Annotated in this window: 23 protein-coding genes; all 23 read left to right on the top strand. The window is 55.6% G+C overall.

The window, feature by feature from the left end:
- The 23 genes from M5G17_RS09280 to M5G17_RS09175 all read left to right on the top strand — a co-directional run bounded on the left by M5G17_RS09280 (position 1) and on the right by M5G17_RS09175 (position 23,107).
- The gene (locus M5G17_RS09280; RefSeq protein WP_273892634.1) at positions 1-453 is read left to right on the top strand and encodes an endodeoxyribonuclease; all 453 of its coding nucleotides are present in this window, start codon (positions 1-3) and stop codon (positions 451-453) included.
- Positions 454-456: 3 nt separating this feature from the next.
- The gene (locus M5G17_RS09275) at positions 457-894 is read left to right on the top strand and encodes a peptidoglycan recognition protein family protein (RefSeq protein ID WP_273892633.1); all 438 of its coding nucleotides are present in this window, start codon (positions 457-459) and stop codon (positions 892-894) included.
- Between the two features lie 72 nt (positions 895-966).
- Positions 967-1,524, top strand: a complete 558-nt coding sequence (locus M5G17_RS09270) for a hypothetical protein (protein ID WP_273892632.1) — start codon at positions 967-969, stop codon at positions 1,522-1,524.
- On the top strand, positions 1,511-3,205 hold the full coding sequence (locus tag M5G17_RS09265) for a DnaB-like helicase C-terminal domain-containing protein (protein WP_273892631.1): 1,695 nt from the start codon (positions 1,511-1,513) through the stop codon (positions 3,203-3,205). Before M5G17_RS09270 ends, M5G17_RS09265 begins: the two co-directional genes overlap by 14 nt.
- Positions 3,206-3,216: 11 nt before the next feature.
- Positions 3,217-3,411 (top strand): hypothetical protein, encoded by a 195-nt coding sequence (locus M5G17_RS09260; RefSeq protein WP_273892630.1) that lies wholly within the window; start codon positions 3,217-3,219, stop codon positions 3,409-3,411.
- 95 nt (positions 3,412-3,506) lie between these two features.
- Positions 3,507-3,989, top strand: a complete 483-nt coding sequence (locus tag M5G17_RS09255; protein WP_273892629.1) for a hypothetical protein — start codon at positions 3,507-3,509, stop codon at positions 3,987-3,989.
- Positions 3,976-6,123 carry a DNA polymerase gene (locus tag M5G17_RS09250; RefSeq protein ID WP_273892628.1) on the top strand — a complete coding sequence of 716 codons (2,148 nt, stop codon included), beginning with the start codon at positions 3,976-3,978 and terminating at the stop codon, positions 6,121-6,123. The genes M5G17_RS09255 and M5G17_RS09250 overlap by 14 nt, the downstream gene beginning before the upstream one ends.
- Positions 6,124-6,163: 40 nt before the next feature.
- Positions 6,164-6,487: a hypothetical protein gene (locus M5G17_RS09245; protein ID WP_273892627.1), complete on the top strand. Its 324-nt coding sequence runs from the start codon at positions 6,164-6,166 to the stop codon at positions 6,485-6,487.
- Entirely contained in the window at positions 6,487-6,696 is a 210-nt protein-coding gene (locus tag M5G17_RS09240; RefSeq protein WP_273892626.1) for a hypothetical protein, read from the top strand. Before M5G17_RS09245 ends, M5G17_RS09240 begins: the two co-directional genes overlap by 1 nt.
- On the top strand, positions 6,693-7,601 hold the full coding sequence (locus M5G17_RS09235; RefSeq protein WP_273892625.1) for a hypothetical protein: 909 nt from the start codon (positions 6,693-6,695) through the stop codon (positions 7,599-7,601). Before M5G17_RS09240 ends, M5G17_RS09235 begins: the two co-directional genes overlap by 4 nt.
- Before the next feature lie 154 nt (positions 7,602-7,755).
- Entirely contained in the window at positions 7,756-8,001 is a 246-nt protein-coding gene (locus tag M5G17_RS09230) for a phage protein (RefSeq protein WP_273892624.1), read from the top strand.
- Positions 8,002-8,011: 10 nt separating this feature from the next.
- A complete protein-coding gene (locus M5G17_RS09225; RefSeq protein WP_273892623.1) occupies positions 8,012-8,281 on the top strand; it encodes a putative phage head protein in 270 nt (89 codons plus the stop codon).
- 20 nt (positions 8,282-8,301) lie between these two features.
- Entirely contained in the window at positions 8,302-8,604 is a 303-nt protein-coding gene (locus M5G17_RS09220) for a hypothetical protein (protein WP_273892622.1), read from the top strand.
- A 12-nt stretch (positions 8,605-8,616) separates the two neighbouring features.
- On the top strand, positions 8,617-10,242 hold the full coding sequence (locus M5G17_RS09215) for a portal protein (RefSeq protein WP_273892621.1): 1,626 nt from the start codon (positions 8,617-8,619) through the stop codon (positions 10,240-10,242).
- 120 nt (positions 10,243-10,362) lie between these two features.
- Positions 10,363-11,268: a capsid assembly protein gene (locus M5G17_RS09210; protein ID WP_273892620.1), complete on the top strand. Its 906-nt coding sequence runs from the start codon at positions 10,363-10,365 to the stop codon at positions 11,266-11,268.
- Between the two features lie 117 nt (positions 11,269-11,385).
- Positions 11,386-12,402, top strand: a complete 1,017-nt coding sequence (locus M5G17_RS09205) for a major capsid protein (RefSeq protein ID WP_273892619.1) — start codon at positions 11,386-11,388, stop codon at positions 12,400-12,402.
- Between the two features lie 39 nt (positions 12,403-12,441).
- Positions 12,442-12,645 (top strand): Ig-like domain-containing protein, encoded by a 204-nt coding sequence (locus M5G17_RS27585; protein ID WP_420793361.1) that lies wholly within the window; start codon positions 12,442-12,444, stop codon positions 12,643-12,645.
- Positions 12,646-12,721: 76 nt separating this feature from the next.
- Positions 12,722-13,300: a hypothetical protein gene (locus M5G17_RS09200; RefSeq protein WP_273892618.1), complete on the top strand. Its 579-nt coding sequence runs from the start codon at positions 12,722-12,724 to the stop codon at positions 13,298-13,300.
- A 17-nt stretch (positions 13,301-13,317) separates the two neighbouring features.
- Positions 13,318-15,705: a phage nozzle protein gene (locus tag M5G17_RS09195; protein WP_273892617.1), complete on the top strand. Its 2,388-nt coding sequence runs from the start codon at positions 13,318-13,320 to the stop codon at positions 15,703-15,705.
- 62 nt (positions 15,706-15,767) lie between these two features.
- A complete protein-coding gene (locus M5G17_RS09190) occupies positions 15,768-16,205 on the top strand; it encodes a phage protein Gp13 family protein (RefSeq protein WP_273892616.1) in 438 nt (145 codons plus the stop codon).
- Positions 16,206-16,216: 11 nt separating this feature from the next.
- Positions 16,217-16,771, top strand: coding sequence for a virion core protein, T7 gp14 family (locus M5G17_RS09185; protein WP_273892615.1), 555 nt, complete (start codon positions 16,217-16,219; stop codon positions 16,769-16,771).
- 10 nt (positions 16,772-16,781) lie between these two features.
- Positions 16,782-18,989 carry a hypothetical protein gene (locus M5G17_RS09180; protein ID WP_273892614.1) on the top strand — a complete coding sequence of 736 codons (2,208 nt, stop codon included), beginning with the start codon at positions 16,782-16,784 and terminating at the stop codon, positions 18,987-18,989.
- A gap of 14 nt (positions 18,990-19,003) precedes the next feature.
- On the top strand, positions 19,004-23,107 hold the full coding sequence (locus tag M5G17_RS09175) for a transglycosylase SLT domain-containing protein (RefSeq protein ID WP_273892613.1): 4,104 nt from the start codon (positions 19,004-19,006) through the stop codon (positions 23,105-23,107).
- The last annotated feature ends 22 nt before the right edge of the window (positions 23,108-23,129 follow it).

Here is a 23,129-nt window from a genome sequence, read left to right as displayed (position 1 = left end):
GTGGCCGGGTTCGGTCGCTATACCGGCCCGCGTAGAACGCCTCAAAGTGCATTCCGCTCGGGTCTGGAAGAAAAGAACAGCGAACTGTTAGACAAGCACGGCGTCCCGTACACCTTTGAACAGCACTGGATTACTTACATGATCCCTGCTCGTGAGGCGAAGTATCTACCTGACTTCATCTTGGGCAATGGGATCATCATCGAGTGCAAAGGCATATGGGAAGTTGACGACCGCAAGAAACACTTGCTGTTACGTGAACAGTATCCCGACCTTGATATTCGTCTGGTCTTTTCGTCGAGCAAAGCGAAGCTCTATAAGGGCTCACCTACGACCTATGGCGCGTGGTGTGAGAAACACGGCATTCAATTCGCAGACAAGTTAGTTCCACTGGCTTGGATGAAGGAGAAGCGTAAACAGATTCCTGAGGGAGTCTTGAAAACAAAAGGAGCGTAACTAATGGCTCGTGTCCAATTCAATAAGCGGGAGGTGACGAACCTTATCGTTATTCACTGTGCAGCTACGAAGCCTTCAATGGATATTGGCCTGCGTGAAATACGCCAATGGCATGTCCAAAAGGGCTGGCTGGACGTTGGTTATCACTACATCATCCGTCGCGATGGCTCCGTAGAAACGGGCCGTCCCCATGATGTTGTCGGTGCCCATGTACAAGGTCACAACTCGGAATCTCTGGGTATTTGCATGGTCGGCGGTATTGACGATGCAGGTAAACCCCAAGACAACTTCACGGACGCTCAATGGGTGTCCCTCAAGTCCCAGGTTAAAACTGTGACGGCTATGTACCCACACGCAAAGATCGTCGGTCATCGAGACCTTGATGCGGGCAAAGCCTGCCCATCTTTCAGCGTGGCCGACTGGCTCGCAAAGACCAAGTAAACAAACCCTGCAAGGCGGACTCTTCGGAGTTCGCTTTAACAGCATTCACCTATTGACTAAGGAGGATTCGCCATGTCTGTAAATCGGGCAATGCTACAAGCGGCCTTCGATATTGTGGAGTTACTACATAAAGAAGGTATTTCTGCAATTATCGCGGGCGGTGCAGCTCGTGACATTTTCTTCGGAGTTGCTCCTAAAGACTTCGATATCATCTGCGCCGGGGTCGATCACTACCGCATTACTGACGTTCTACTAAAAGCAAATCTGAACTTCAAACAGTTCCCGAAGTATCACACAGGTTCTGACTCCGACCGTCTCGCCGGGGTCTGGAAGATCGAAGAGTGCAATATTGACATCATTCTGTACGACACCGAATGCGTCAGTGAGGCCCTCGATAAGTTCGATTACAACCTGAACCAATTCGCAATCGTCGGGGCTCATCGTGGTATCGACGGCGCCTATGTTCGTTTCATGGGTGAACACCACTGGTCCACTCTGGTCCGGCTGCGTGATGACGCTCGGGGGGCCCGCGCCGCCAAGATGGAAGAGAAGTTCTTTGACCTCGCATGGCGACGGGCGACGGGCGAACTCGACCAAGCGCCTGTAGGTGGTTCCGATGGACTCTTCTGAGGGCTCCGAAAGCGAGCTGCTCTATAAGGGCCCATGCACGAACGAAGGCGAATGCTCATCCAGCGATGGCATGGCGACTTACTCGGACGGTCACACGTTCTGTTTCGTCTGCAACCACTGGACGCCCGGTGATGGCTCAGAGGGTCAAGGCACCCGAGCGAACACCAAACGAGCGGACGGCACGATGTCCATGGGCGACCACCAAGGCCGCTATCAGGACCTGCCCAAGCGCGGGCTCATGCAAGCCATCTGCAAGCAATACGGCTACTGGGTCGGCAAGACTCACAGCGGTAAGGCTATCCAAGTCGCTGACTACCGCGATGAACACGGCAACCTTGTGGGTCAGAAGATCCGGGACGCCGACAAGAACTTCTCTTCCACCGGCAAGCATGGGGCTGACTGCCTTTTCGGCAAACACCTGTGGTCCGGGGGCAAGAAGATCATCATCACGGAAGGCGAGATTGACTGCCTGACCGTCGCCCAGTTGCAAGGCGGCAAGTACCCCGTTGTGTCCCTTCCTACTGGTGCCCCAAGCGCCCGTAAAGCCTGCGCCAAGAATTACGAGTACCTCGATACGTTTGACGAAATCATCCTGATGTTTGACATGGATGACGTTGGGCGAGCGGCTGCAATGGATGCGGCTGAGGTTCTCCCGGCTGGCAAGGTGAAGATCGCAGTGCTGCCCCTGAAGGACCCGAATGAGTGCGTCATGCAGGGCCAGGCTAAAGCTGTGATGGATGCCATGTGGAACGCTGCCCCATTCGTCCCGGATGGTGTGGTGTCTGCGAAGTCCCTCAAGGACCGCATCAAGAACAAGAAGGAAATCCCACGGATTCCGCTGGCTGGTCCTGCTGAGCTTCGTCGGATGACCAAGGATGCACGGGCTGGTGAGCTGCTCATGGTGACCTCTGGGTCTGGCATGGGTAAGTCCACCTTTGTGCGCCAGAACGTTTACAACTGGTTCAACAACTTCGGCCTTGAGGTCGGTGTTGCGATGCTCGAAGAGTCCGTAGAGGAAACCGTTGAGGACCTCGTTGGGCTGCACCTTCGCAGGCGCTACCGGCAAAACCCGGATGGCACCACTGAGGAGGAGTTTGACCGGGCCTTCGACGCCATCTTCGAGCAAGACAAGCTCTTCCTGTACGACTCGTTCGCTGAGTCCGTAGAGGACAGGCTGATGTCGAAGCTGCACTACATGGTCAAGGGCCAAGGCTGCAAGGTCATCGTGCTGGACCACATCAGCATCGTGGTCTCTGGCATGGACGACAACGGCGATGAGCGCAAGACCATCGACCGCCTCATGACCAAGCTGAAGACCTTCGCGAAAACCAACGACATCCTCATGGTTGTCATCTGCCATCTGAAGAACCCCGAGAAAGGCAAGGCTCACGAAGAAGGCCGTCAAGTCTCCATTACGGACCTGCGTGGCTCTGGGTCTTTGCGTCAACTGAGCGACACGATTATTGCCATGGAACGTAACCAGCAAGGGGATCACCCCAACGTGGTCACGATCCGGGTCTTGAAGTGCCGCTTCACCGGGGACACTGGCGTAGCCGGTTACCTCATTTACAACAAAGAAACTGGATGGCTCGACGAAACGGCTGACGGCTGGCAACCCGATGGGGACACCGGCTGGACGCCTGAAGACTCCGAAGAACCCTCCCCTCATTCCGATTATTAAGGAGAACCAATATGACCCTCATCAAACTGTACAAATTCGCTCTGAAACAACTGGCCGCTGCCCTGAAGAAAGCCGCTGCTGCGAAGACTGCCGAAGCGAACTTCCTCGTGAAGGCCAGTGAGAAAGCAGCCGCTGAGGCTCTGGACGCTGCCCGCGAAGGCAAGAAGTTGAACGAAGAAGCTTTGAAGGTTTCCGCCCTGATCTAAGCGTGACTCAAGGGCCTCCTAACGGGGGCCTTTCGGTCAACCTTACTTACTCCCCTTTCCCAAACCCCGTCACCAATTCCTTTGGAGGATTAACCGTGGACAATCAAAAAGTACGTTCCTACCTGCGTAAAGGCGAACTGGCCGCAGCACTGCTGGAAACGCTTGGCTACAGCTACGAAGAGAAATCGTATGCGGTCCCCAAGTGGATCGAGCCGACCAAGAAAGACCCGATCAAGTCCCTGTCGGAGAAGTTCGAGGCTGAAGTTCTCAAGCCGATGATCGACCAACTGAAAGGACTCGCTAAGGCACAAGTCGCCAGCGTCTGCCCGGTCAACATCGGGACCCGTTTCACCATTACCAAGCTTCCGGCTGCGCACTTCCTGAACGGGTACGCGATGCCTCGGGATCACATCTACGAGGTCGAAGAAGTAGCCCGCATCAAGGCCGGAACCGAACGCGCCCAGCGCCTGAACCTCGTGGGTCTGGCTATCAGCTTCGACGTGAAGTTGGGCTTCCAAGAGCGCCGCCTATGGCTGCCTCTGGACTGCATTAAGGTCGTTGCCGATGCTGATTTCTGACATTGAAACCAACGGGTTTCTGTCGAATGTCAGTAAGTTCCATTGTGGTGTTTCTCAAGACTACTTCACCGGCGAACTCTTTGAGTACGGCCCGGACAACCTAAAGGAGTACATCGCCCAGCTCGAAGCTGAGGCAGCGAAACCTAACGGCCTCGTGGTCTTCCACAACGGGATCAAATACGACATACCCGTTCTCGACAAACTGAAACGCCTGTACTTCGGCAAGCGCCTCAACATCCCTCGCAAGCGCGTCATGGACACTTTAGTCCTGTCCCGCCTGATTCACTCCAACATCCGCGACACCGACGCTGGCTATGTGCGTACCGGGAGACTCCCCGGCAAGCGCATGGGCTCTCACGCTCTCGAAGCATGGGGCTATCGCCTCGGTGAGATGAAAGGCGAGTACACGGACGACTTTAAGGCTGCATGTGCCCTCGCAGGCATCCCTTACGTGTCCGGTGCTGAATGGGCTGAATGGTCCCCTGAGATGCAAGCCTATTGTGTCCAGGACGTAGTTGTGACGACGAAGCTGACCACCAAGCTCCTGTCGGACCCTTACTACTTCCCTTCTGGCCTCGCTCCTAACGGCGAACACTGGATGCAATCAATCCGGGCCGTTCACCTTGAGCATGACGCCGCATGGTCCCTCGCACAGATGGAACGTAACGGTTTCCCGTTCGATCCTGAAGCGGCTGAGCGGCTCTATGCGGAACTCGCGGGGAAGCGCTCTGACCTCCTTGTGAAGCTCATCCAAACCTTCGGGTCTTGGTATGCGGCCAAAGGTGGCACCGAACTGTTCCGCCATCCCGCCACCGGCAAGCCAATCGAGAATTGGTCTGACGGGCGCCCTATGCCTCGGGTCAAGTATCCGAAGGTCGGCGGCGTATACCTCAAAGGCGGCAAGAAGAAAGACAAGCGGGAAACCTTTGAAGGGGCCCCGTATACACCTATCGAGTTCATCACGTTCAACCCGGCGTCCGGCGCTCACCTCATCAAGGTCCTGAAAGACGCTGGCTGGGAACCTACCGAGTTCACCAAGACCGGGGCCCCGAAGGTTGACGATGAGACGCTTGAAGGCGTGACAGTCGCTGACCCGGCAGCCCAAGCCTGCATCGCACTGGTGCGTGACTATCTGATGATTCAGAAGCGCATCGGGATGCTGGCCGAAGGTGATAACGCATGGATGCGACTGGTTAGCTCTGAGGGGTTCATGCACGGTTCGATCAACCCTAACGGGGCAGTCACCGGGCGCGCCACTCACAGCTATCCGAACATGGGTCAGATTCCTTCTGCCAGTTCCCCTTATGGGCCTGAATGCCGTTCGCTGTTCGGAGCCGTGTTCGCCCGTAAGAAGGTCCCCGGCTGGGAAAACTGCACTCAAGTGGGTGTCGATGCGTCCGGCCTTGAGTTGCGCTGTCTGGGTCACTTCGGTGCGCCGTTCGATAAAGGCGAGTACGCCGATACGGTTCTTAACGGTGACATCCACTGGGTCAACGGCAGGGCCGCTGGGATCATCCCGTTTGAAATCCGGGACAAGCACAACGATGAGCATGAGCGTGTCCGAGGCATCGCCAAGACGTTTATCTATGCGTTTCTGTATGGCGCTGGTGACGCCAAGGTAGGCGGGTTTATCGGTGGCGGTAAGAAGGAAGGCAAGGCGCTCAAGAAGTCCTTTTTGGAGAACACCCCGGCCATCACTGGCCTGCGTGAAGCCCTCGAAGACTCCCTTATCACCTCCCAGACCTACAACAACATCACCAAGAAATGGGACGTCAAGTGGAAGCGCCGTTGGATCAAAGGGCTGGATGGCCGAAAGATTCACGTCCGATCGCCCCACTCTGCTCTCAACTCCCTCCTTCAATCCGCTGGTGCCCTCATTTGCAAGGCGTGGGTAGTGGAGACCGAAAGGCTCCTCATGGAAGACCACGGCTACGTCCACGGATGGGACGGCGACTTCGCCTTCATGGCATGGGTCCACGACGAACTTCAAATTGCCGCACGAACCCCGGAAATAGCTGAGGTCGTGGTGGCTGCTGCCCAACAAGCAATCCGCAACGTAGGTGAGTCCTTCAACTTCCGGTGCCGTTTGGACACCGATGGGAAGACCGGTCCGACGTGGCGCGAATGTCACTAATCAACCTGGCCCTTCGGGGCCTTTTCTTTGGGAGACCCTAATGGCTATCACTTTGAACCTGCAACACACATTCACCACCCGCGTCGTCTACTCGACCGAGGAACTTCAAGAAATTCGCAAGGGCCTGACCGAGGCCGCTGTAGAGGGCCGCGCTTTGCTGTTGAGCCTCAAAGGCAAAAGAAAAGCTGACTGCCTCGTCGGAATTCGTCTGTCCGAAAAAGCGGTCTCTCTGGACGACGAAGCAATGATGTTGTTCCTAACTAAGCAAGCCATGAAAGATTGGATCGCGGGAGAACTACGCCGCGAACTTAAAGACCTAAACGTCACCCGCATGAGCCCCCTCAAGACGGAAGTAGTGGGCTGATGGGTGAGTACATCAAAATTCTTTTCGGCATCAAAAAAGAAGCCCGCACGTTTCAGTCAGACTTTTATCGCAAGAACGCTCACTTGGTCTCCGAGGCTGCCTCCCGAGGTCATATTACTTGTGTGTCTACTGATGGTCGCAATATGGGGTTCTGGTCACTCACAACAGCAGGCCAACTGTTCCTGCATGAACATGGAGGTGCAGCATGAGTAAGCTGAAAGTTGGCCTTGCCTTCGATATGGACTATCTGATTTTCTCTGCGATGTCTGGTGCAGAAAAAGAAGAGGACTGGGGTGAAGATGTTTGGACCCTGACATGCGACCACAAAAAGGCACGCAACAGTCTTTTCGCTGCCATCAAGTCCATCAAGTCCGATATCGCGGCTCAGTTGAAGCGCAAATTCAAACTCACCGACGACAAGTATGAGTTTGTTGACCTGTGCATTCTTTCCGGCGACGACAACTGGCGTAAGAAAATCCTTGAGACTTACAAGGCGAACCGTAAAGGCAAGCGCAAGCCAGTGGGTTACCGCAAGTTCTGTCAGGAAATCATGGACCACTTCAGCGAAAACGCTTTCAAGTGGGACGGTGTTGAGGGTGATGATGTTTGCGGCATCCTAATGACCAATCCGGGCCTTGTAGGCTGTGACCGAGTTATTAGCGTGAGCTGCGACAAGGACTTCAATACGGTCCCCGGTTACTTCTTCTGGCTCACCGAAAACGATCTTGTGAAGAACGATGAGGCAACCGCCGACCTTCACCATATGTTCCAGACCCTCAAGGGTGACACCACGGATGGCTATGGCGGCTGTCCGGGCGTAGGTGCAGAGTTTGACGGTGGCCTATGGGAATGGTTGAAGAATCCTAAGTTCTATCACCAGCTCATGAAGGTCATGAAGTCCGGCCCTCGCAAGGGCGAAGAGGTGCCTTATTGGACCTCGAAGGCCATCGATCCAGACGACGGGCTATCTCTATGGGACTGCATGGTCTCCCTCGCCACCAAGCAAGGCATGAGCGAATCGGAACTGATTCAGCAAGCTCAAGTTGCTCGAATTCTTCGGTGGTCAGACTGGGACCATGAGACCAAGCAACCGATCTTGTGGTCGCCTGCATGAATCCTGAAGTCGGCTTAGGCTGCATGGTGATTCAGTTCCTGGCCCTCCTCTACTTCATCACCTGAATTCAAAACCCCTCACTATAACCGTAGAGAGACTTAAAGTTACTTCCTTTAAGGGCATCTTTTCGTCTCCCTTTTAACGAGGAGAAGAAATGCTTAATGACATTCAAGCCGTTTTGGATGACCCGGAGAACATACCGGACATCCCTAACGCCTCTGCTCTATATCTCAAAGTCCGCTGCAATGCAGCCTACCTGATTCGCACAGGCGCAATTGACGATCTTCGTAAAGCTGGTTTCTCCGAGTCCCATATCGGCGGATTCATTGAAGGCCTCAACGCCGCTACTGAAATCGTAGAGTTAATGCAAGAACAGCGGAACACACTCACCGACGAATAAAGGAGGAGCCATGTGTTTCAGCAGCAAAGTAAAACAGCCAAAAGTTAGCCCTCAGTCGATTGCCGCCCCGGCCCCTGTAGCTGAAGAAGCTCCTAAAGGTGTCGAGTTCGGTGACGATTCGAGTAGCGATAACTCCGACACCACGGATGGCGTCAAGGACCTGAAAGTTACCAAAGAGAAAACCGGTGAGGGAACTCAATCGGCTGTCGCTTCGGATACCGGTACGGCCCCCGTCAAGAAAACTACAAGCGCATCTATTAAGCGCGCATTGAAGAGGTAATAAACCAAAAGGAGGAACTAATGGGATTTCTGAAGAAAGCCATCAAGAAAGTTGTAAAGGTTGTCAATAAAACAGCAGGCGCCGCGACCGGTGGACTACTCGGTGACAGCGGCAAAGAAGATAAGCCTAAAGAGCCTGCACCCGTAGCCGCTGCTGTGAACGCACCGGAACCAGCGAGTGCTGCCGCTCAGGTCGAAGCCCCGAAAGAGGATTCTTCGACTGAGGACGATACCGATAGCGAGGCAGCAAAACGAGCCGCTAAGGCTAAAGGCAAACGCGGCCTGTCAGTGGCCCGCAGCCAAGGGACCGGTCTGAACATTTAAGGAGGTCATTATATGGCCTCTACGGCACGCACCGGTCTGGGCGAAGAGTCGGCTAAGGCGGTTTACGACCGCTTGAAGAACGACCGAGTACCCTACGAGACCCGCGCTGAAAACTGCGCAAAAGTAACAATCCCCTCGCTGTTCCCAAAGTCCTCAGACAACGCCTCGACTGACTACACGACCCCGTGGCAGGCAGTAGGCGCCCGAGGACTGAACAACCTGTCGGCCAAGGTGATGCTGGCCCTATTCCCCCTTCAAAGCTGGATGAAGCTCAAGGTTTCCGAGTGGCAGGCTAAGCAGTTGGTCGCTGACCCTGAACAGCTCGCCATCGTTGACCAAGGCTTGGGCATGGTTGAACGCATCATGATGTCTTTCATGGAAGCGAACAGCTACCGCGTGACGCTCTTTGAGCTTATCCGCCAGCTCGCCCTTGCAGGTAACGGCTGCATCCACCTTCCTCAACCAGATTCCGGCGCGACCGGTTACAACCCCATGAAGCTCTACCCGCTCAGTTCCTACGTGGTCCAGCGGGACGCCTTCGGCAACGTGTTGCAAATCGTCACCCTCGATAAGGTCGCCTTTGCGGCCCTGCCTGAGGATGTCCGAAACGCACTCACTGACGGTGGCGATAAGAAGCCTGACGAAGAGGTTGAGGTTTACACGCATGTGTACCTCGACGACGAATCGGGCGACTTCCTGAGCTACCAAGAGGTTGACGGTGAGGAGGTCGAAGGGACTGACGGCCAGTATCCGCCTGACGCGGTTCCATGGATCGCTGTCCGCTGGACCAAGCGCGACGGTGAGAATTATGGCCGCTCGCACTGTGAGGAGTATCTGGGTGACCTGAACTCTCTCGAAAACCTGCATGAAGCAATGATTAAGTTTTCCATGATTGCCTCGAAGGTGGTCGGCTTGGTCAACCCCAACGGGATGACTCAGGTTCGACGGCTCACCAAGGCTCAAACCGGCGACTTCGTTGCTGGCCGGAAGCAAGACATTGAGTTCCTTCAGCTTGAGAAGACCGCTGACTTCACCGTAGCGAAATCCGTAGCGGACGCCATTGAGGGCCGATTGGCCTATGTGTTCATGCTCAACTCTGCCGTACAGCGCCAGGGTGAACGTGTGACCGCCGAAGAGATTCGGTATGTCGCCAGCGAGCTGGAAGACACCCTTGGCGGGGTCTATTCGATCCTGTCTCAAGAGCTGCAATTGCCGCTTGTACGCATCTTGCTAAACCAACTCCAAGCCACCGCGCAAATCCCCGACCTGCCTAAGGAAGCCGTAGAGCCGACCGTAAGCACTGGTCTGGAAGCCCTTGGCCGTGGGCAAGACCTCGACAAGTTGACCCAGTTCTTCAACGGACTGCAAGCCATCGCGCCGCTTATGCAAGACCCTGACATCAACATGGGCAACCTCAAGATTCGACTGGCAAACGCTATCGGTCTCGATACGGCTGGCCTGCTACTGACAGACGCCGACAAGGCCAAGCGTCAGGCAGAACAGATCGTTGCTCAAGGTGGTCAGTCTGCCGCTCAAGGTCTCGGTGCGGGAATCGCCGCTCAGGCCACCGCCTCACCGGAAAACCTTCAGGCCGCAATGGACACCGCAGGCGTTCAACCAGCGCCAATCGGCGGCTAACAAAACCCCTCACTATAACGAGATAGACACACAGTTCAGCCGAACCGATTCCGGGGAAAGTACGGATGATTGCCCGTGCCTGTGTGCCTGTCTCCTTTCCAATTTCTCAAAGGAGACTCTATGCAACTCACTATGTTGGCCTCGGCCATGGGCCACGTTTACCAATCCGCTGACGTTTACGCCGCTTTCGGTGTGAGCAATGCGGTCATGTCATCCAGCGACCCTGTAGAGCATGAGCAAAACATGCTTGCGCTGGACGTAGCGGCCCGCGATGGCGACGCCTCTATTGACCTCGTTGAGACCCCTGAAGAGGGCCAAGAGGAAGAGCAGGAAAGCTCTGAAGACCAGCAGGACGAAGAGCAAGAAACCCAAGACGACCAAGGCCAGCCCGAAGCTGGTGACTTTGAGCCGCTGGGTGAGCCTGATGAAGAACTGACCAAGGCCAGCGCTGACATCGAAGAGTATGCCACCGGCTTCTTCGAGCTGCGCACTCAGGCCATTAAGTCCGGTCTCCCGACTGATGTTGCGGACCGTATCGAATCTGAATACGAATCCGATGGACATCTGAGCGATGACAGCTACGCGCAACTTGCGAAAGCAGGCTACTCGAAGGGCTTCGTTAACTCGTTCATTCAGGGTCAGGAGGCGTTAGCTCAAACTTTCGTCGCGAAGATCACTGAATATGCAGGCGGCAAGGAACAGTTTGACCGGGTGATTGCCCACCTTAAAGCGAACTCGCCGGAAACTGTAGATGTTCTTTTTGACGCCATTGAGCGCCAAGACCTGAAAGCGATCCGCTCAACTATCAACTTGGGCATGGCAAGTCAGGTAAAGAAGTTCGGCAAACAGCCTGCGCGTTCCCTGAATCGTCGTAGTGCTGCGCCCGCTGGCCCAACTCCATCGCAGAAAGTTCAAGGCTTCGAATCTCAAAATGAGATGGTCAAGGCAATGAGCGACCCGCGTTATGGTCGTGACATGAAGTACACCGCCGAAGTTGAATCCAAAGTGCATAACGCAACTTGGTAAATCAGCGCTGATTTAAAACCCCTCACTATAACAGGAAAGAACAGATGACCCGGCATTCCGCTGGGCGACTTCCTGCACCCGGAGAAAAGACAACACACAATACAAGGAGAACTATTAATGGCAAATGCAACAGGTCAAAAGATTGGTCAGAACCAAGGTAAAGGCGTAAGCGATCAGGACAAACTGGCGAACTTCTTGAAAGTGTTCGGCGGTGAAGTTCTGACTGCCTTCCTGCGTCGTGCAGTGACCATGGACAAACATATGGTCCGCACTATCCAGAACGGTAAGTCCGCTTCCTTCCCAGTAATGGGCCGTACCGCTGGTTACTACCTCGCACCGGGTGAAAACTTGGACGACAAGCGTGGTGACATCAAGCATTCCGAGAAGGTAATCACCATTGACGGTCTGCTGGTTTCCGATGTTCTGATTTACGACATCGAAGACGCAATGAACCACTACGATGTCCGTTCCGAATACTCGGCACAACTTGGCGAAGCTCTGGCGATTTCCGCTGACGGCGCTGTGTTGGGCGAAATGGCGAACCTGTGCAACCTGCCAGCCGCATCGAACGAGAACATTGCCGGTCTGGGTACTGCGACAGTCCTGAAGATCGGCACCGCCGCATCTCTGACCGATCAAGCCGAACTTGGCGCGGCAATCCTGAAGGCCCTGACTCTGGCTCGTGCCAAGTTGACCCGCAACTACGTGCCTTCGAGCGACCGCCGTTTCTATACCACGCCTGAGAACTACAGCGCGATCTTGGCGGCACTGCTGCCTAACGCTGCCAACTATGCGGCGCTGACCGATCCGGTTACCGGCAACATCAGCAACGTCATGGGCTTTGAAGTCATCGAAGTGCCTCACCTGACCCGCGGTGGTTCGGGTACTGACCTCGCTGGCACCGGCCAGAAACACGCCTTCCCTGCTACCTCTTCGGCCACCGTTCCGGTCGCTCTGGATAACGTCGTAGGCCTGTTCAACCACCGTTCCGCTGTCGGTACTGTGAAGCTGAAAGATATGGCCTTGGAGCGTGCCCGTCGCGCTGAATTCCAAGCTGACCAGATCATCGGCAAGTACGCGATGGGTCACGGCGGTCTGCGCCCTGAAGCTGCTGGTGCGCTGGTCTTCGGCTGAGCGCTCGACGGAAGCGCCGCACTGACCTTACAGAAGACCATGAGTCTCAAGGTCGGCGCTTCTAAGGTGCCTTCTTATTCCGTGGAACCTGAAGGTGCAGTAATTGTGTGGTCCTCGGATAGTCCCGAAGTTGCCACTGTGGATTCTACTGGCTCAATCACTGCTGTCGCCCCAGGCACTGCGAATGTGAGTGCCACTTTTGGTTCACTTTCGGCAACTTGCAAATTAACCGTAACCGCATAACGAACACACAAAGCCCTCTTCCTGTTTCTTACGGGTTGAGGGCTTTTTGTTTATGGCAATATCACAGGAGGATTGAATGGCTAACTTCGATTCAAGTATTAACTCAGATCAGGAACTGTCGGCTGTTAACGATATGCTCGCTGCTATCGGGGAGTCACCAGTGAGTTCCCTCGAAGGGGACCCTAACGCGGACGTAGCTAACTGCCGCCGCATTCTCAGTCAGGTAAACCGTGAAGTTCAATCGAAAGGCTGGACCTTTAACATTGAGGAAGACGCACTATTAATACCTGACAGCTTTTCGAAACTAATCAATTATCTGGACGACTACCTAAAGATCACCACCGGCACTTATACAAACCGTGGCGGATTCCTTTATGACCGGACCAATAAGACCGATCAGTTCACCGACCCAGTAACGGTCACTCTCGTGCGCCTGCGTGAGTACGACGAAATGCCTGAATGTTTCCGCTCGTACATCGTCGCGAAGGCTTCCCGCCGTTTCAACATCCGGTTCTTTGGTGCTGGTGAGATTGAGGGATCGCTGCAAGAACAAGAACAGACCGCATGGGCGGACTGCCAAGAGTACGAACTTGATTATGGCAACTACAACATGCTCGACGGTGACGCCTACACAGGAGGCCGTATCTCGCGATAACTAACAGGGAGGGTCCTATGGGTCTTGTTTCTCAAAGCGTTAAGAACCTCAAAGGAGGTATTTCTCAACAACCCGATGTTCTTCGTTTCAGCAACCAAGGGGAACTTCAAGTAAACGGATGGTCCTCCGAGACGGAAGGTTTACAGAAGCGCTCGCCTACAACTTTCATCAAGCGTCTCGGTGGTGTCGGCATGTTTGGCGCTAAGCCTCTTATTCACCTCGTGAACCGGGATGCGGCTGAGCAGTATTACATGGCGTTCACCGGGCAGGGTATCGTGGTGGTTGACCTTAAAGGTAACTCCTACGCAGTCCGGGGTTACAACGGTTATGCGAACTGTGCGAACCCGCGCACCGACCTCAGGCTCATCACCGTGGCGGATTACACGTTCGTGACGAATCGCAACAGGGTCACTGCCATGAAAGGCACACTGACCCAAGCTGGTTACCCCGGCGTGACTAAGCGCTGCATCATCAACGTGCGCGGTGGACAGTATGGCCGCACTCTTCGCATCCTTGTGAACGGCGGGGTTTTCGCTGAACTGAAGATGCCTGTGGGTGACGCCGTAGTCACCACGCCCCCTCAGGTCGAACAGACTGACGCCGGTTACATCGCTCGGACCATGGCGGCGCAATTGAATGCCAACTTGGGGCCATCAGGTTGGTCGGCTGTAGCGGGTCAGGGCTGGATTTGCTTGACAGCGCCCACCGTGGGTTCCCTCGCAACCATCGCAACGGAAGACGGTTATGCCAACCAGTTGCTCAACTCGTTTATCTATCAGGTCCAGACCTTCAGCAAGCTCCCGGCTCAATGTATAGATGGCTACCTTGTGGAAATCACAGGGGAAGCTTCCCGGAGTGGAGACAACTACTGGGTGCGGTATGACGCAGCTGGTCAGGTGTGGCGGGAAACGGTGAAGCCGGGGATTATTACAGGGATCGAACCGACCTCTATGCCCCACGCGCTGGTCCGTGCCGCTGATGGTCAGTTCGATTGGATGCCCTTGTCTTGGGTAGACCGGACGTGCGGGGATGACAATACGAACCCCATGCCGTCTTTCATTGGCGACAAGATCAACGATATTTTCTTCTTCAGGAATCGCCTTGGCTTCCTCTCGGGGGAAAACGTGGTGATGTCCCGAACCTCGAAATACTTCAACTTCTTCCCGGCATCCGTCAGCGCTGTCAGTGACGACGATCCGATTGACGTAGCGATCAGCCACAACCGTGTGAGCATCCTTAAGTACGCCGTACCCTTCTCGGAACAGTTGCTGCTCTGGTCCGATCAGGCGCAATTCGTGTTGTCCTCGCAGGGCATCCTTTCGAGCAAGACGATTCAACTCGACCTCACCACTGAGTTCGACGTGAGTGACGGAGCGAGGCCTTTCGGTATTGGACGGGGCGTTTACTTCGCGGCCCCACGGGCCAGTTATACGAGCCTTAAACGGTACTACGCCGTTCAGGACGTGAGTGACGTGAAGTCGGCTGAGGATGTTTCCGCGCATGTCCCGAGCTATATCGAGAACACCGTCTTCCACATCCACGGGTCTGGCACAGAGAACTTCGTGTCCATGCTTTCTGATGCCGTAGAGAATCGCGTGTATATCTACAAGTTCCTCTATCTCAAAGAGGAGCTGGTGCAACAGTCGTGGAGCCATTGGGAATTCGGCCAAAACAACCGTGTCCTTGCGGCGGACTGCATTGGGTCCTACATGTTCGTCATAAACGAGCGCGTAGGTGTCGGCATGTGCCTGGAGCGTATTGAGTTCACCGCTGACACTGTGGATTACGTTCAGGAACCGTACCGTGCCTACATGGACATGAAGAAACTCATGACGCCTTCGAGTTACAACGAGGACCTCAATGAGACCTATGTCAGCCTAAGCGCAATCTACGGCGGCGTACCTGATTCCCTGTCGGTGTTCTACACGTTGGACCCGCAAGGTGTTCTTGAGCGTCACGAGTCAACCAACTGGAACGCAGACGACCGCATTAAGTTCGTCGGCAACCGCATGGGGACCACCTTCGTGATTGGCCGTGAGTACGGTTTCCAATACGAGTTCTCCAAATTCCTCATCAAGCAAACCGCCGACGACGGGACCAGCTCAACTGAGGATATCGGACGGCTTCAGCTCCGCCGTGCGTGGGTCAACTACGACACTTCTGGCGCTTTCGAAGTGAACGTCAATAACGGCTCCTCTGAGTATGTCTACGTGATGGCCGGTGGACGCCTTGGCACCGAGATAACCATGGGCCAACTGACTCTTGGTACAGGTCAGTACAAGTTCCCTGTGACCGGCAACGCCAAGGCCCAACGAGTCACCGTTTCATCCTTCGCACCTGTCCCTCTGAACATCATCGGATGCGGCTGGGAAGGTAACTACATGCGTCGTTCAAGCGGCGTGTGACCTCCGCGTGGGGGCTTCAAAAGCCCTCACTATAACCATGACTACAGGAGGTTAACTCTCACATGAAACTCATCAAAGCCACCGAGACGCATCTTCGGATGGCCGCAGAAGACCTCTGCAAATCCGACCTTCACGAGTTCCACTGCATGAAAGCAGGCAGGAATCCCCGCGATGTTCTCCCCGCCTCTCACGACGAAAACACACAGGCAATCATGCTGGGGTCACTCGTTCTGGCGGTCGGTGGGCATTCCAATTTAGGCATCTGGTTCGTGACTACCAACGTCGTACACACCCTTACCAAGGCCCAACGTTTCCGCTTCTACCGGCTCCTTAAAGAAAACCTTGCATGGATCAAGCATCGGTCGCCGGGCCTACGAACCAACTGGGTATCGGTGGACAACCACGCTCACATCCGGCTGCTGACTGAGCTGGGTGCCACCTTTCAGGAAGGCATCTATATGTCACCAGCCGGCTGTGCCTTTAAACAATTCTGGCTATAGGAGGACTACCAATGTGCGAACCCGTAAGCATCGGCATGGCAATCGTTGCTGTCGCCGGGGCTGCTATGAGCGCGTCGGAAGGCGCCAAGGCCAAAGGCCAAATGACCGACAACGAGCGCAAGCAACAAAACGAAGTGGTCAAACAGGCCAACTTTGCAGAGAACGACCAGAAGCTTGCCACCGTAGACAAACAGGATGAGGCCCGTAGGCAGCTCACTGAGGTGAACCTTCAAGCCATCCGCAATCAAGGGACCATCAACGCGGCAATCGGGGAGTCTGGTCTTTCAGGCAACTCCATGGACCGCTTGAAGAACTCCGTCGCCAATGACGCGAGCGCCCAACGAATGAACATCACAGACAACTACACCCGTGATTATCAAGCGATCTTCGCGAATCGTGTGGGCAGCTCTGAGAACGCTAAGGCCGCTGTCCGTGGTCTGGGTGGCAACAAGTACAAGGTCAACAACATCGCCAATGCCCTGAACATCGTTTCAGCGGGGGGCGCTGGCTATGCACAAGGTGAAAGCCTTTCTGCATCGCGTACAGCCAAGAACACCAAAACTTAAAGGAGGACCCATGGCAAACGAAATTGCCCAAGCGTTAGCACAGTCCGCACAGACCACCGGGGGCCGTCAGGGCTTCCGTACTGGAGGCGGTACGGGCTATCAAGCGGCTCGCATCAAACCAGTACAGGCGGACAATGCCCTTGGAGATTCTCTCCGAAACTTTGTGCGTGCAGGAGGTGACGCATTCGGCGCTTACCAGCAAAGGCGTCAATCGGAAGCAGATGAGCGTTCCAATGAAATTATCCGCAAGCTGACCCCTGAGCAGCGCCGCGAGGCAATAGGTAACGGAACGCTCCTCTACATGGACGACCCGGACGCTATGCAACAGCTCCGCTACAAGTCTGGACGTAACGCCGCCTATGAGGTTGACTCTGAGGTCCAGCAAGAAATCCAGAAAGGCACCTTTCGGACCCGGAAGGATCTTGATGAATGGCGGCAGACCCGCCTTGAGCAGAAGGCTCAAAACTACGCACAGATGGCGGGAATCAATCCAGATGACACCGACTATCAGAGCGGTTTTAACTCGGACATCACTCGGCGCAGCGCAGCGGTTTACGATCTGCACTCGCAATTCCTATCGAAGAACCTTGAGACGCAGGCAGTCCTTGAGACCCGTGCTGACCTTCAGCCAATGCTTGACGACCCCAAGTCTCTGGGGAACCCGGCAAGCGCCGATTACTTCGCCTCTTACTTCAACAATGGCCTCAAGACGGGGATATTCCCGAGCGATGGACACGCCGTAAAGGCCATCCAGTTATTGGCCTCGGAAGCGGTCAACAAGGAAGGTGGCGTTCAACTCCTCGACAACCTCGGGGACAAAACCCTGAATGTCTTCGGGGGCCAGCGCAAAGTCCGCGACTTGATCGAACCGACCGTCTATGAAGGCCTGAAGGTCCAAGCTCAAAATGCTGCCTACACACGCGACTCCAAGCGCACCGAAGCCTTGCAACTGGGTATCGCCAACGCGATCCATAGTGAAGACCCGGCAGATGGCTGGCAGAAGCTGAACAAGCTCGAACAGGAAAACGACTGGATTCAGACTGGCACCCAGATGACCCCAGTGCGTCAGCAGTTGATTCAAGCCAAGGCCCAGCTCATCGGGCAGGTGGCTCAGAACTCAAAGCTGCAAGCCGTACAGCTGCAAAAGAATGCTCAAGCCGACAATCGCCAAGCCGTGATTGATGACGCCTTTACGCGCCGTCAAGCTGGTGAAAACGTCGCGGTAGAACCCAAGTTCCTGCCCACGAATTCAAATACTGGCGACAAGTACACGGACGCCGATATGGCGACTTACGCAGCAAGGAAACTGAACCAGATTGACGCTATGGAAGTCCCGGACTCGAAGAAGGCCGAACTGAAGGCATCTCTCCTACGTGCCGACTACGCCAATGGTCCTTTTCAAGCTGCCTTCAAGTCGCTCCTGACGGACGCTTCTCGTGAATGGCAAGGCGCTCTCTTATCGCCGGAACCTGTCACAGATACCCCCAGGCTGAAAGAACTTCAAGCGGCCTACCAACAAGACCCTTCTACCATCGCGCAGTTGTTCCCTGAGCAAGCTGGTCTTCTGGAGAAGCTGCGTTATGCCGCTGAAACAGGGATCGAACCTCAGGTAATTATCGACGCAGAGAAGTCCAAACAGGGACTCGGAAAGGACGAACAGACAGCACGAGAACAGCAGTGGGCCTCCGTCAAGAATGACAGCGGGTACAAGGAATTGAAGTACCTACCGAACGCCTTTGAGACCCAAGCACGTCAGGTCTACGACGCTGCAACTCTGCGTACTGGTGATTCCAACGAAGCCGCAAGAGCTGTGTCGGAGTACCTGTCGAAAACCGCCGTGTCCTTCACGGAGTCAACTGGCTGGACCGGCTCTGACAGCTTCCACGGAATGGTCAGCAAACGCGACCTGATGACAGACCCAAACGATGTCACCTCTTGGGAAACCGGCAAGACCATCATCGACGACACCATGAACTACCTGAAAACACAGCCTGAGTGGTCGGCAGGCGGTCTCTCTGTGCGCAGTGCAAACGGCGCCTTCTACATCGAAAACACCCTCGGCAAACGATACCGACTCTCGAAGGAAGCCTTAGGCAACCTTGCCCGTGATCGAGCCGCACAAGCCGCACAAGCCCACTTTGATTCCAACGTTAAGGACGCTCAGAAAGCTGAGAAGATTCGACAGGACTACATCAAGGGAGGACGCGGACCACTCTAATCAAGGAGGACTTAATGACAGTAAAAGACTACGCAGCCGTTAAAGCAGCGGGCACACCCTATGACGCAATGATTCGACAGGAAGCTGACCGCCAAGGCATTTCTTACGACTTCATGCATAAGCTCATCTTTAACGAATCCAGCTTTGATCCCGCCGCTAAATCCCCAACGGGTCCCTTGGGTCTCGGACAGATGACCGAGCTGACCGGAAAGGCTTACGGCCTGATGACCCCAGAAGACCGCATGAACCCCGCGAAGGCTATTCCCGCCATTGCGCGCCACCTCAAAGATCTTAGCGGCGCCTATAAGGGTGACTTGCTGAAAACCGCTTTGGCATACAACCAAGGACAGGGCCGCTTGGGCTCCCCTCAGTTGGCCGCGCTGGACTCCGGTGACTTCAGCAAGATCAGCCCGGAAGGTCAGAACTACATGCGCAAGCTGCTGGATGTCTCCGGTGAGTCGCCTTCGCGCCGATTCTTCGATGCACAGGAGGTGACCAATCCGGGTATTCACCCAAAGGCTGAGGCCGTCCCCTTCGAGGAAGCTATTCAAGGTGTGACGGCCCACAACAAGATCGGCCATGAGCTGCCGGAGCTGGGTCAGTTAGACCTGCCCGGTGGCACCGCCCCGCAAACGCAACAGGACTTTCAGACACTTTCCAACATCATCGGTCCGAAAGAAAAAGGCACCTTTGAGGGCCTCGGAGATTCCGTTGCGGCCAACCTTGCGACCTCCCCTGTGGGAACGCTACTGCGCTACGGCACCATGGAAGACGCTGACCCGCTCGAATGGGTGAAGCCCAACGACACTTCGAACTGGACGACTGAAGACTACGACATGATCCGCCGAGAGGGCGTGGACCCTCAGTTCTTTTCGTTCGTGCAGGACTTCGCAAAGGGCAACCGGGCGAACCTACCGAACGCCATTGCGATGGCAAAGGAGAACCAAGAGTACCAACGCCGCATCAACGGTACAGGCGGCGGGGCTCAGATTGTCGGTGGCTTCGCAGGCGCTGGCTTAGACCCGCTGACCTATACCCCGCTTCCCGGTACTACGGGCCTTCGCTTGGTGTCCCGTGTAGCTCAGGGCGCGCTTTACTCCGGTGCTGCTGCCGTGGCATCTGAAGGGCTTCGTGAAAACATCACGGGCATCGAAGGGCACTACGGCACAGCGCTGGTCGGTGGTGCTTTGTTCGGCGCGGGTGCAACGGCTGTCTTCGACAAAGCCCTACGAGCGGCTCCGAAGGTTGAGCGTGTGGACCTACCAGACGATCAGCTTGAAGCGATCCTTGCTCGCCACGGTGAGGCTTCCGAAAAGAATCTTTATGACCTTCATTGGGAAGACGACGCAGCCAATGAGTTCGCCGCTCCGAGCATCCGCTTGGAAGCCCGTGAGACCGCCCGTCAGCTTGGCGAGGAAGACCCGACACGCTACCCGTGGCGTGAAGGTGAGGAGCCTAAAAACGCTGCGGGTGTGGACTATGTGGACCACCCAAGCGAACCCGGCGCGGTGCGTCTGCGTGACGGTTCGATCCTGTCGGCGACCAATCCGCTGAACCCGAAGCTACTCAGTGAGGCCGCTGAGGTCGTCCCTGAACGGGCAGCTAAAGGGGTCACCATGGGAGGCTTCACCGAAATCGGCTACACGCTGAATCGCTCGGAAAACCCTGAGGTCCTCGCAATCGGCAGTCAGCTATTCCGTTCGCCTACAGGAACCGTCAGCGGCTCCAATGGCAAGTTCGGAGCAACCGCCTCGGACATCATTGAGCGCATTCAGGGGCAGGACCACGTTACCTACAACACCATGTCGGAGCAGGTGCTTGAGGCAATCAAAGACCCGTCCTATGCACTGACTCCCGGTGGCCGTGAGGTTCACATTGATCGGGCTTACCGCCGTGTTGCTGAGGCCATTGAGGACCAGTCAGGCAACAAGCTGGCTCAACTGACCGATGGCGAAAGGAAGCTGATGGACACAGTGCGCAAGCATTACGACCGGAAGGCTGACTTACTGGCCTCCCCGGCTCAGTTCGGCAATCGCAACGCCCGCCCTATCCTTCCCGAGACTCGCCACGCTGGCTCCTACATTCCAAACGTCTACAGCTCTGCCGCGAAGCTTCTTCAGGTTCAGCGGTTGGGTGGCGAGGAAGGTTTGCAGCACGCAATCATGGAGTCGTGGCTTGCCAGTTACGCAGCACGTCCAGCGGTTAAAACCCGAGTGGACAACCTGCTGAAGGACAAGGTGGACGAACTCCTGGGCGAACGTGTGACAGCCCTTTCGAAACCTAAAGGGAAACAGCCAGCGCCAGCCGTGGACACAAAGGTAATGCGTGAGGAAATCCTGAAGGAACAGGTCGAAGACTATGCACGCCGCAAGGCTTTCGGTATCGCCAAGACTGACGACCATAACGGGTCCAATCTCTTGAACCTCGACACTCAAGGCAGTATTCCTGACAGCGCCGGGCTTGGCGTGAACAACTTCCTTGAAGGCCGTCATCTATTCGACTCCGACATGGCTGTGCCTCTTTCCGATGGCAGTACCTTCGCGGTGAATGACCTGCGTGAATTCAACCTGTCCCGAATCACCCCAAGCTACGACCGGCGTGTTAACGGTGACATTGGAATCATGGGGGCCACCGGACGAAGCACAGCGGAACTCGTGAACGACATCGGGCGAGTCAAGGCAAACAGCAAGGCTGAGCGTGCCGCCCTTGAAGATGCCGTAAAGATCCTCACAGGTCGGGCGCGGCGTGATGTTGAGGGGACTCTTGCGACCGCTGCCCGCTCTCTGGCGGACCTGAGCTTCTTCGCAAAGAACGCCTACATGGGCGTGCAGTCCATCACAGAGGTCGCCGGGATGGTGACCAAAGGGCATACCCACATGCTCCTCAAAGGCATTCCGCTGCTGAGAGACATGAGCCAGTGGGGCTCCAAGATAAGCGCCAAAGACCTGTCGGACATGCACTCAATGGTCTTCGGCCGCGAGCTGGACAACCACATTCGCCCGACTCGTTCGGACATCGTGGAGCGCCTCAGGGATGAAGCCGGTGCGAGTCCTTTGGCGGCAAACGTCATGGGGTCCATCAAGTTCGCCACTCAGGAACTGTCGGCCCGTTCGCCATTCACCAAGTTCCTCACCGAATCATCCAACTACATCGCAGACGCTGGCCGTCAAGGTGTCCTCTCGGACTTCGTTGACCACGCAATAGCTGGCCGTGAGTCGGGTCTGTTCTCTCCGCAACGCCTCAAGTCGATGTCCATCACCCCGGAGCAATTCGAGGGAATGAAGGACCTCATCAAGACTTACGTGAAGCGACAGAAGGACGGTTCCTACAAGCTCACTGACCGGGCGGCATTTCAGCGTGACCCTCGGACGATGGACCTATGGCGCATGGGCGACAAGATCGCTGATGAGACTATCTTGCGTCCGCACAAGCTCTCTTCGGCTGACACCGTGGCTTACGGCGCGGGAATCAAGACCGCTATGCAGTTCAAGAACTTCACCATGCGTTCGGTTAACTCTCGGCTCATCCGTGGTTTTCATGATTCCACGAAGAACGGCAGAGCTATCGACCAGACCATGCAGGCGGTTCTTTCGACGGGGCTGGCCCTCAGTGCCTACATGGCGATGAAGTACAGCCAAGCCTCCGGGATGCCTAAAGATCAGCGTGAACCGTTCCTACAGCAAGCGCTTGATCCGAAGATGTTGGCTTATGCCGCGCTGTCCCGAAGCTCCCACATAGGGGCACCTCTGGGTCTGGCGAACATCGTCGCGGCGCCTTTGGGCTTCGATCAGGCCGCAATGGTCCGTTCCTCGATCCTCCCTCGGGGTCCTAAGGAACAGCGAGACCCCGGCGCGATGAAGTACAGCGCTACAAAGGACGACCGAATCACTGGGGTCCTCGGAAAAGTTGCCGAGCAGGTTCCTGCCTATGGCGTTCTCGCGAGCGCTGGACAGGTTGGCTACAACGCCTTCGGTGCATCCGGCACGGACTCGCGCAGAGCGGATCAGGAATACATGACAGGGGTTTTCAATGGACTTCGGGGACTCGTTCCGAACGACCCTGTGAGCCAGAAGCTCTTGCTCATGATTATGGAGTCGCAAGGTGTAGAGATTCGATAAAAGCCCTCACTATAAGCAGGAT

It is taken from the genome of Pseudomonas rubra (genome assembly GCF_028656935.1).
GTDB lineage: Bacteria > Pseudomonadota > Gammaproteobacteria > Pseudomonadales > Pseudomonadaceae > Aquipseudomonas > Aquipseudomonas rubra.
This window is presented reverse-complemented; position numbering and strand designations above follow the sequence as displayed.

Coding starts and splice junctions, on each gene's coding strand:
- M5G17_RS09275 (WP_273892633.1), top strand. CDS start 457: ATGGCTCGTGTCCAATTCAATAAGCGGGAGGTGACGAACCTTATCGTT.
- M5G17_RS09270 (WP_273892632.1), top strand. CDS start 967: ATGTCTGTAAATCGGGCAATGCTACAAGCGGCCTTCGATATTGTGGAG.
- M5G17_RS09265 (WP_273892631.1), top strand. CDS start 1,511: ATGGACTCTTCTGAGGGCTCCGAAAGCGAGCTGCTCTATAAGGGCCCA.
- M5G17_RS09260 (WP_273892630.1), top strand. CDS start 3,217: ATGACCCTCATCAAACTGTACAAATTCGCTCTGAAACAACTGGCCGCT.
- M5G17_RS09250 (WP_273892628.1), top strand. CDS start 3,976: ATGCTGATTTCTGACATTGAAACCAACGGGTTTCTGTCGAATGTCAGT.
- M5G17_RS09245 (WP_273892627.1), top strand. CDS start 6,164: ATGGCTATCACTTTGAACCTGCAACACACATTCACCACCCGCGTCGTC.
- M5G17_RS09240 (WP_273892626.1), top strand. CDS start 6,487: ATGGGTGAGTACATCAAAATTCTTTTCGGCATCAAAAAAGAAGCCCGC.
- M5G17_RS09235 (WP_273892625.1), top strand. CDS start 6,693: ATGAGTAAGCTGAAAGTTGGCCTTGCCTTCGATATGGACTATCTGATT.
- M5G17_RS09230 (WP_273892624.1), top strand. CDS start 7,756: ATGCTTAATGACATTCAAGCCGTTTTGGATGACCCGGAGAACATACCG.
- M5G17_RS09225 (WP_273892623.1), top strand. CDS start 8,012: ATGTGTTTCAGCAGCAAAGTAAAACAGCCAAAAGTTAGCCCTCAGTCG.
- M5G17_RS09220 (WP_273892622.1), top strand. CDS start 8,302: ATGGGATTTCTGAAGAAAGCCATCAAGAAAGTTGTAAAGGTTGTCAAT.
- M5G17_RS09215 (WP_273892621.1), top strand. CDS start 8,617: ATGGCCTCTACGGCACGCACCGGTCTGGGCGAAGAGTCGGCTAAGGCG.
- M5G17_RS09210 (WP_273892620.1), top strand. CDS start 10,363: ATGCAACTCACTATGTTGGCCTCGGCCATGGGCCACGTTTACCAATCC.
- M5G17_RS09205 (WP_273892619.1), top strand. CDS start 11,386: ATGGCAAATGCAACAGGTCAAAAGATTGGTCAGAACCAAGGTAAAGGC.
- M5G17_RS27585 (WP_420793361.1), top strand. CDS start 12,442: ATGAGTCTCAAGGTCGGCGCTTCTAAGGTGCCTTCTTATTCCGTGGAA.
- M5G17_RS09200 (WP_273892618.1), top strand. CDS start 12,722: ATGGCTAACTTCGATTCAAGTATTAACTCAGATCAGGAACTGTCGGCT.
- M5G17_RS09195 (WP_273892617.1), top strand. CDS start 13,318: ATGGGTCTTGTTTCTCAAAGCGTTAAGAACCTCAAAGGAGGTATTTCT.
- M5G17_RS09190 (WP_273892616.1), top strand. CDS start 15,768: ATGAAACTCATCAAAGCCACCGAGACGCATCTTCGGATGGCCGCAGAA.
- M5G17_RS09185 (WP_273892615.1), top strand. CDS start 16,217: ATGTGCGAACCCGTAAGCATCGGCATGGCAATCGTTGCTGTCGCCGGG.
- M5G17_RS09180 (WP_273892614.1), top strand. CDS start 16,782: ATGGCAAACGAAATTGCCCAAGCGTTAGCACAGTCCGCACAGACCACC.
- M5G17_RS09175 (WP_273892613.1), top strand. CDS start 19,004: ATGACAGTAAAAGACTACGCAGCCGTTAAAGCAGCGGGCACACCCTAT.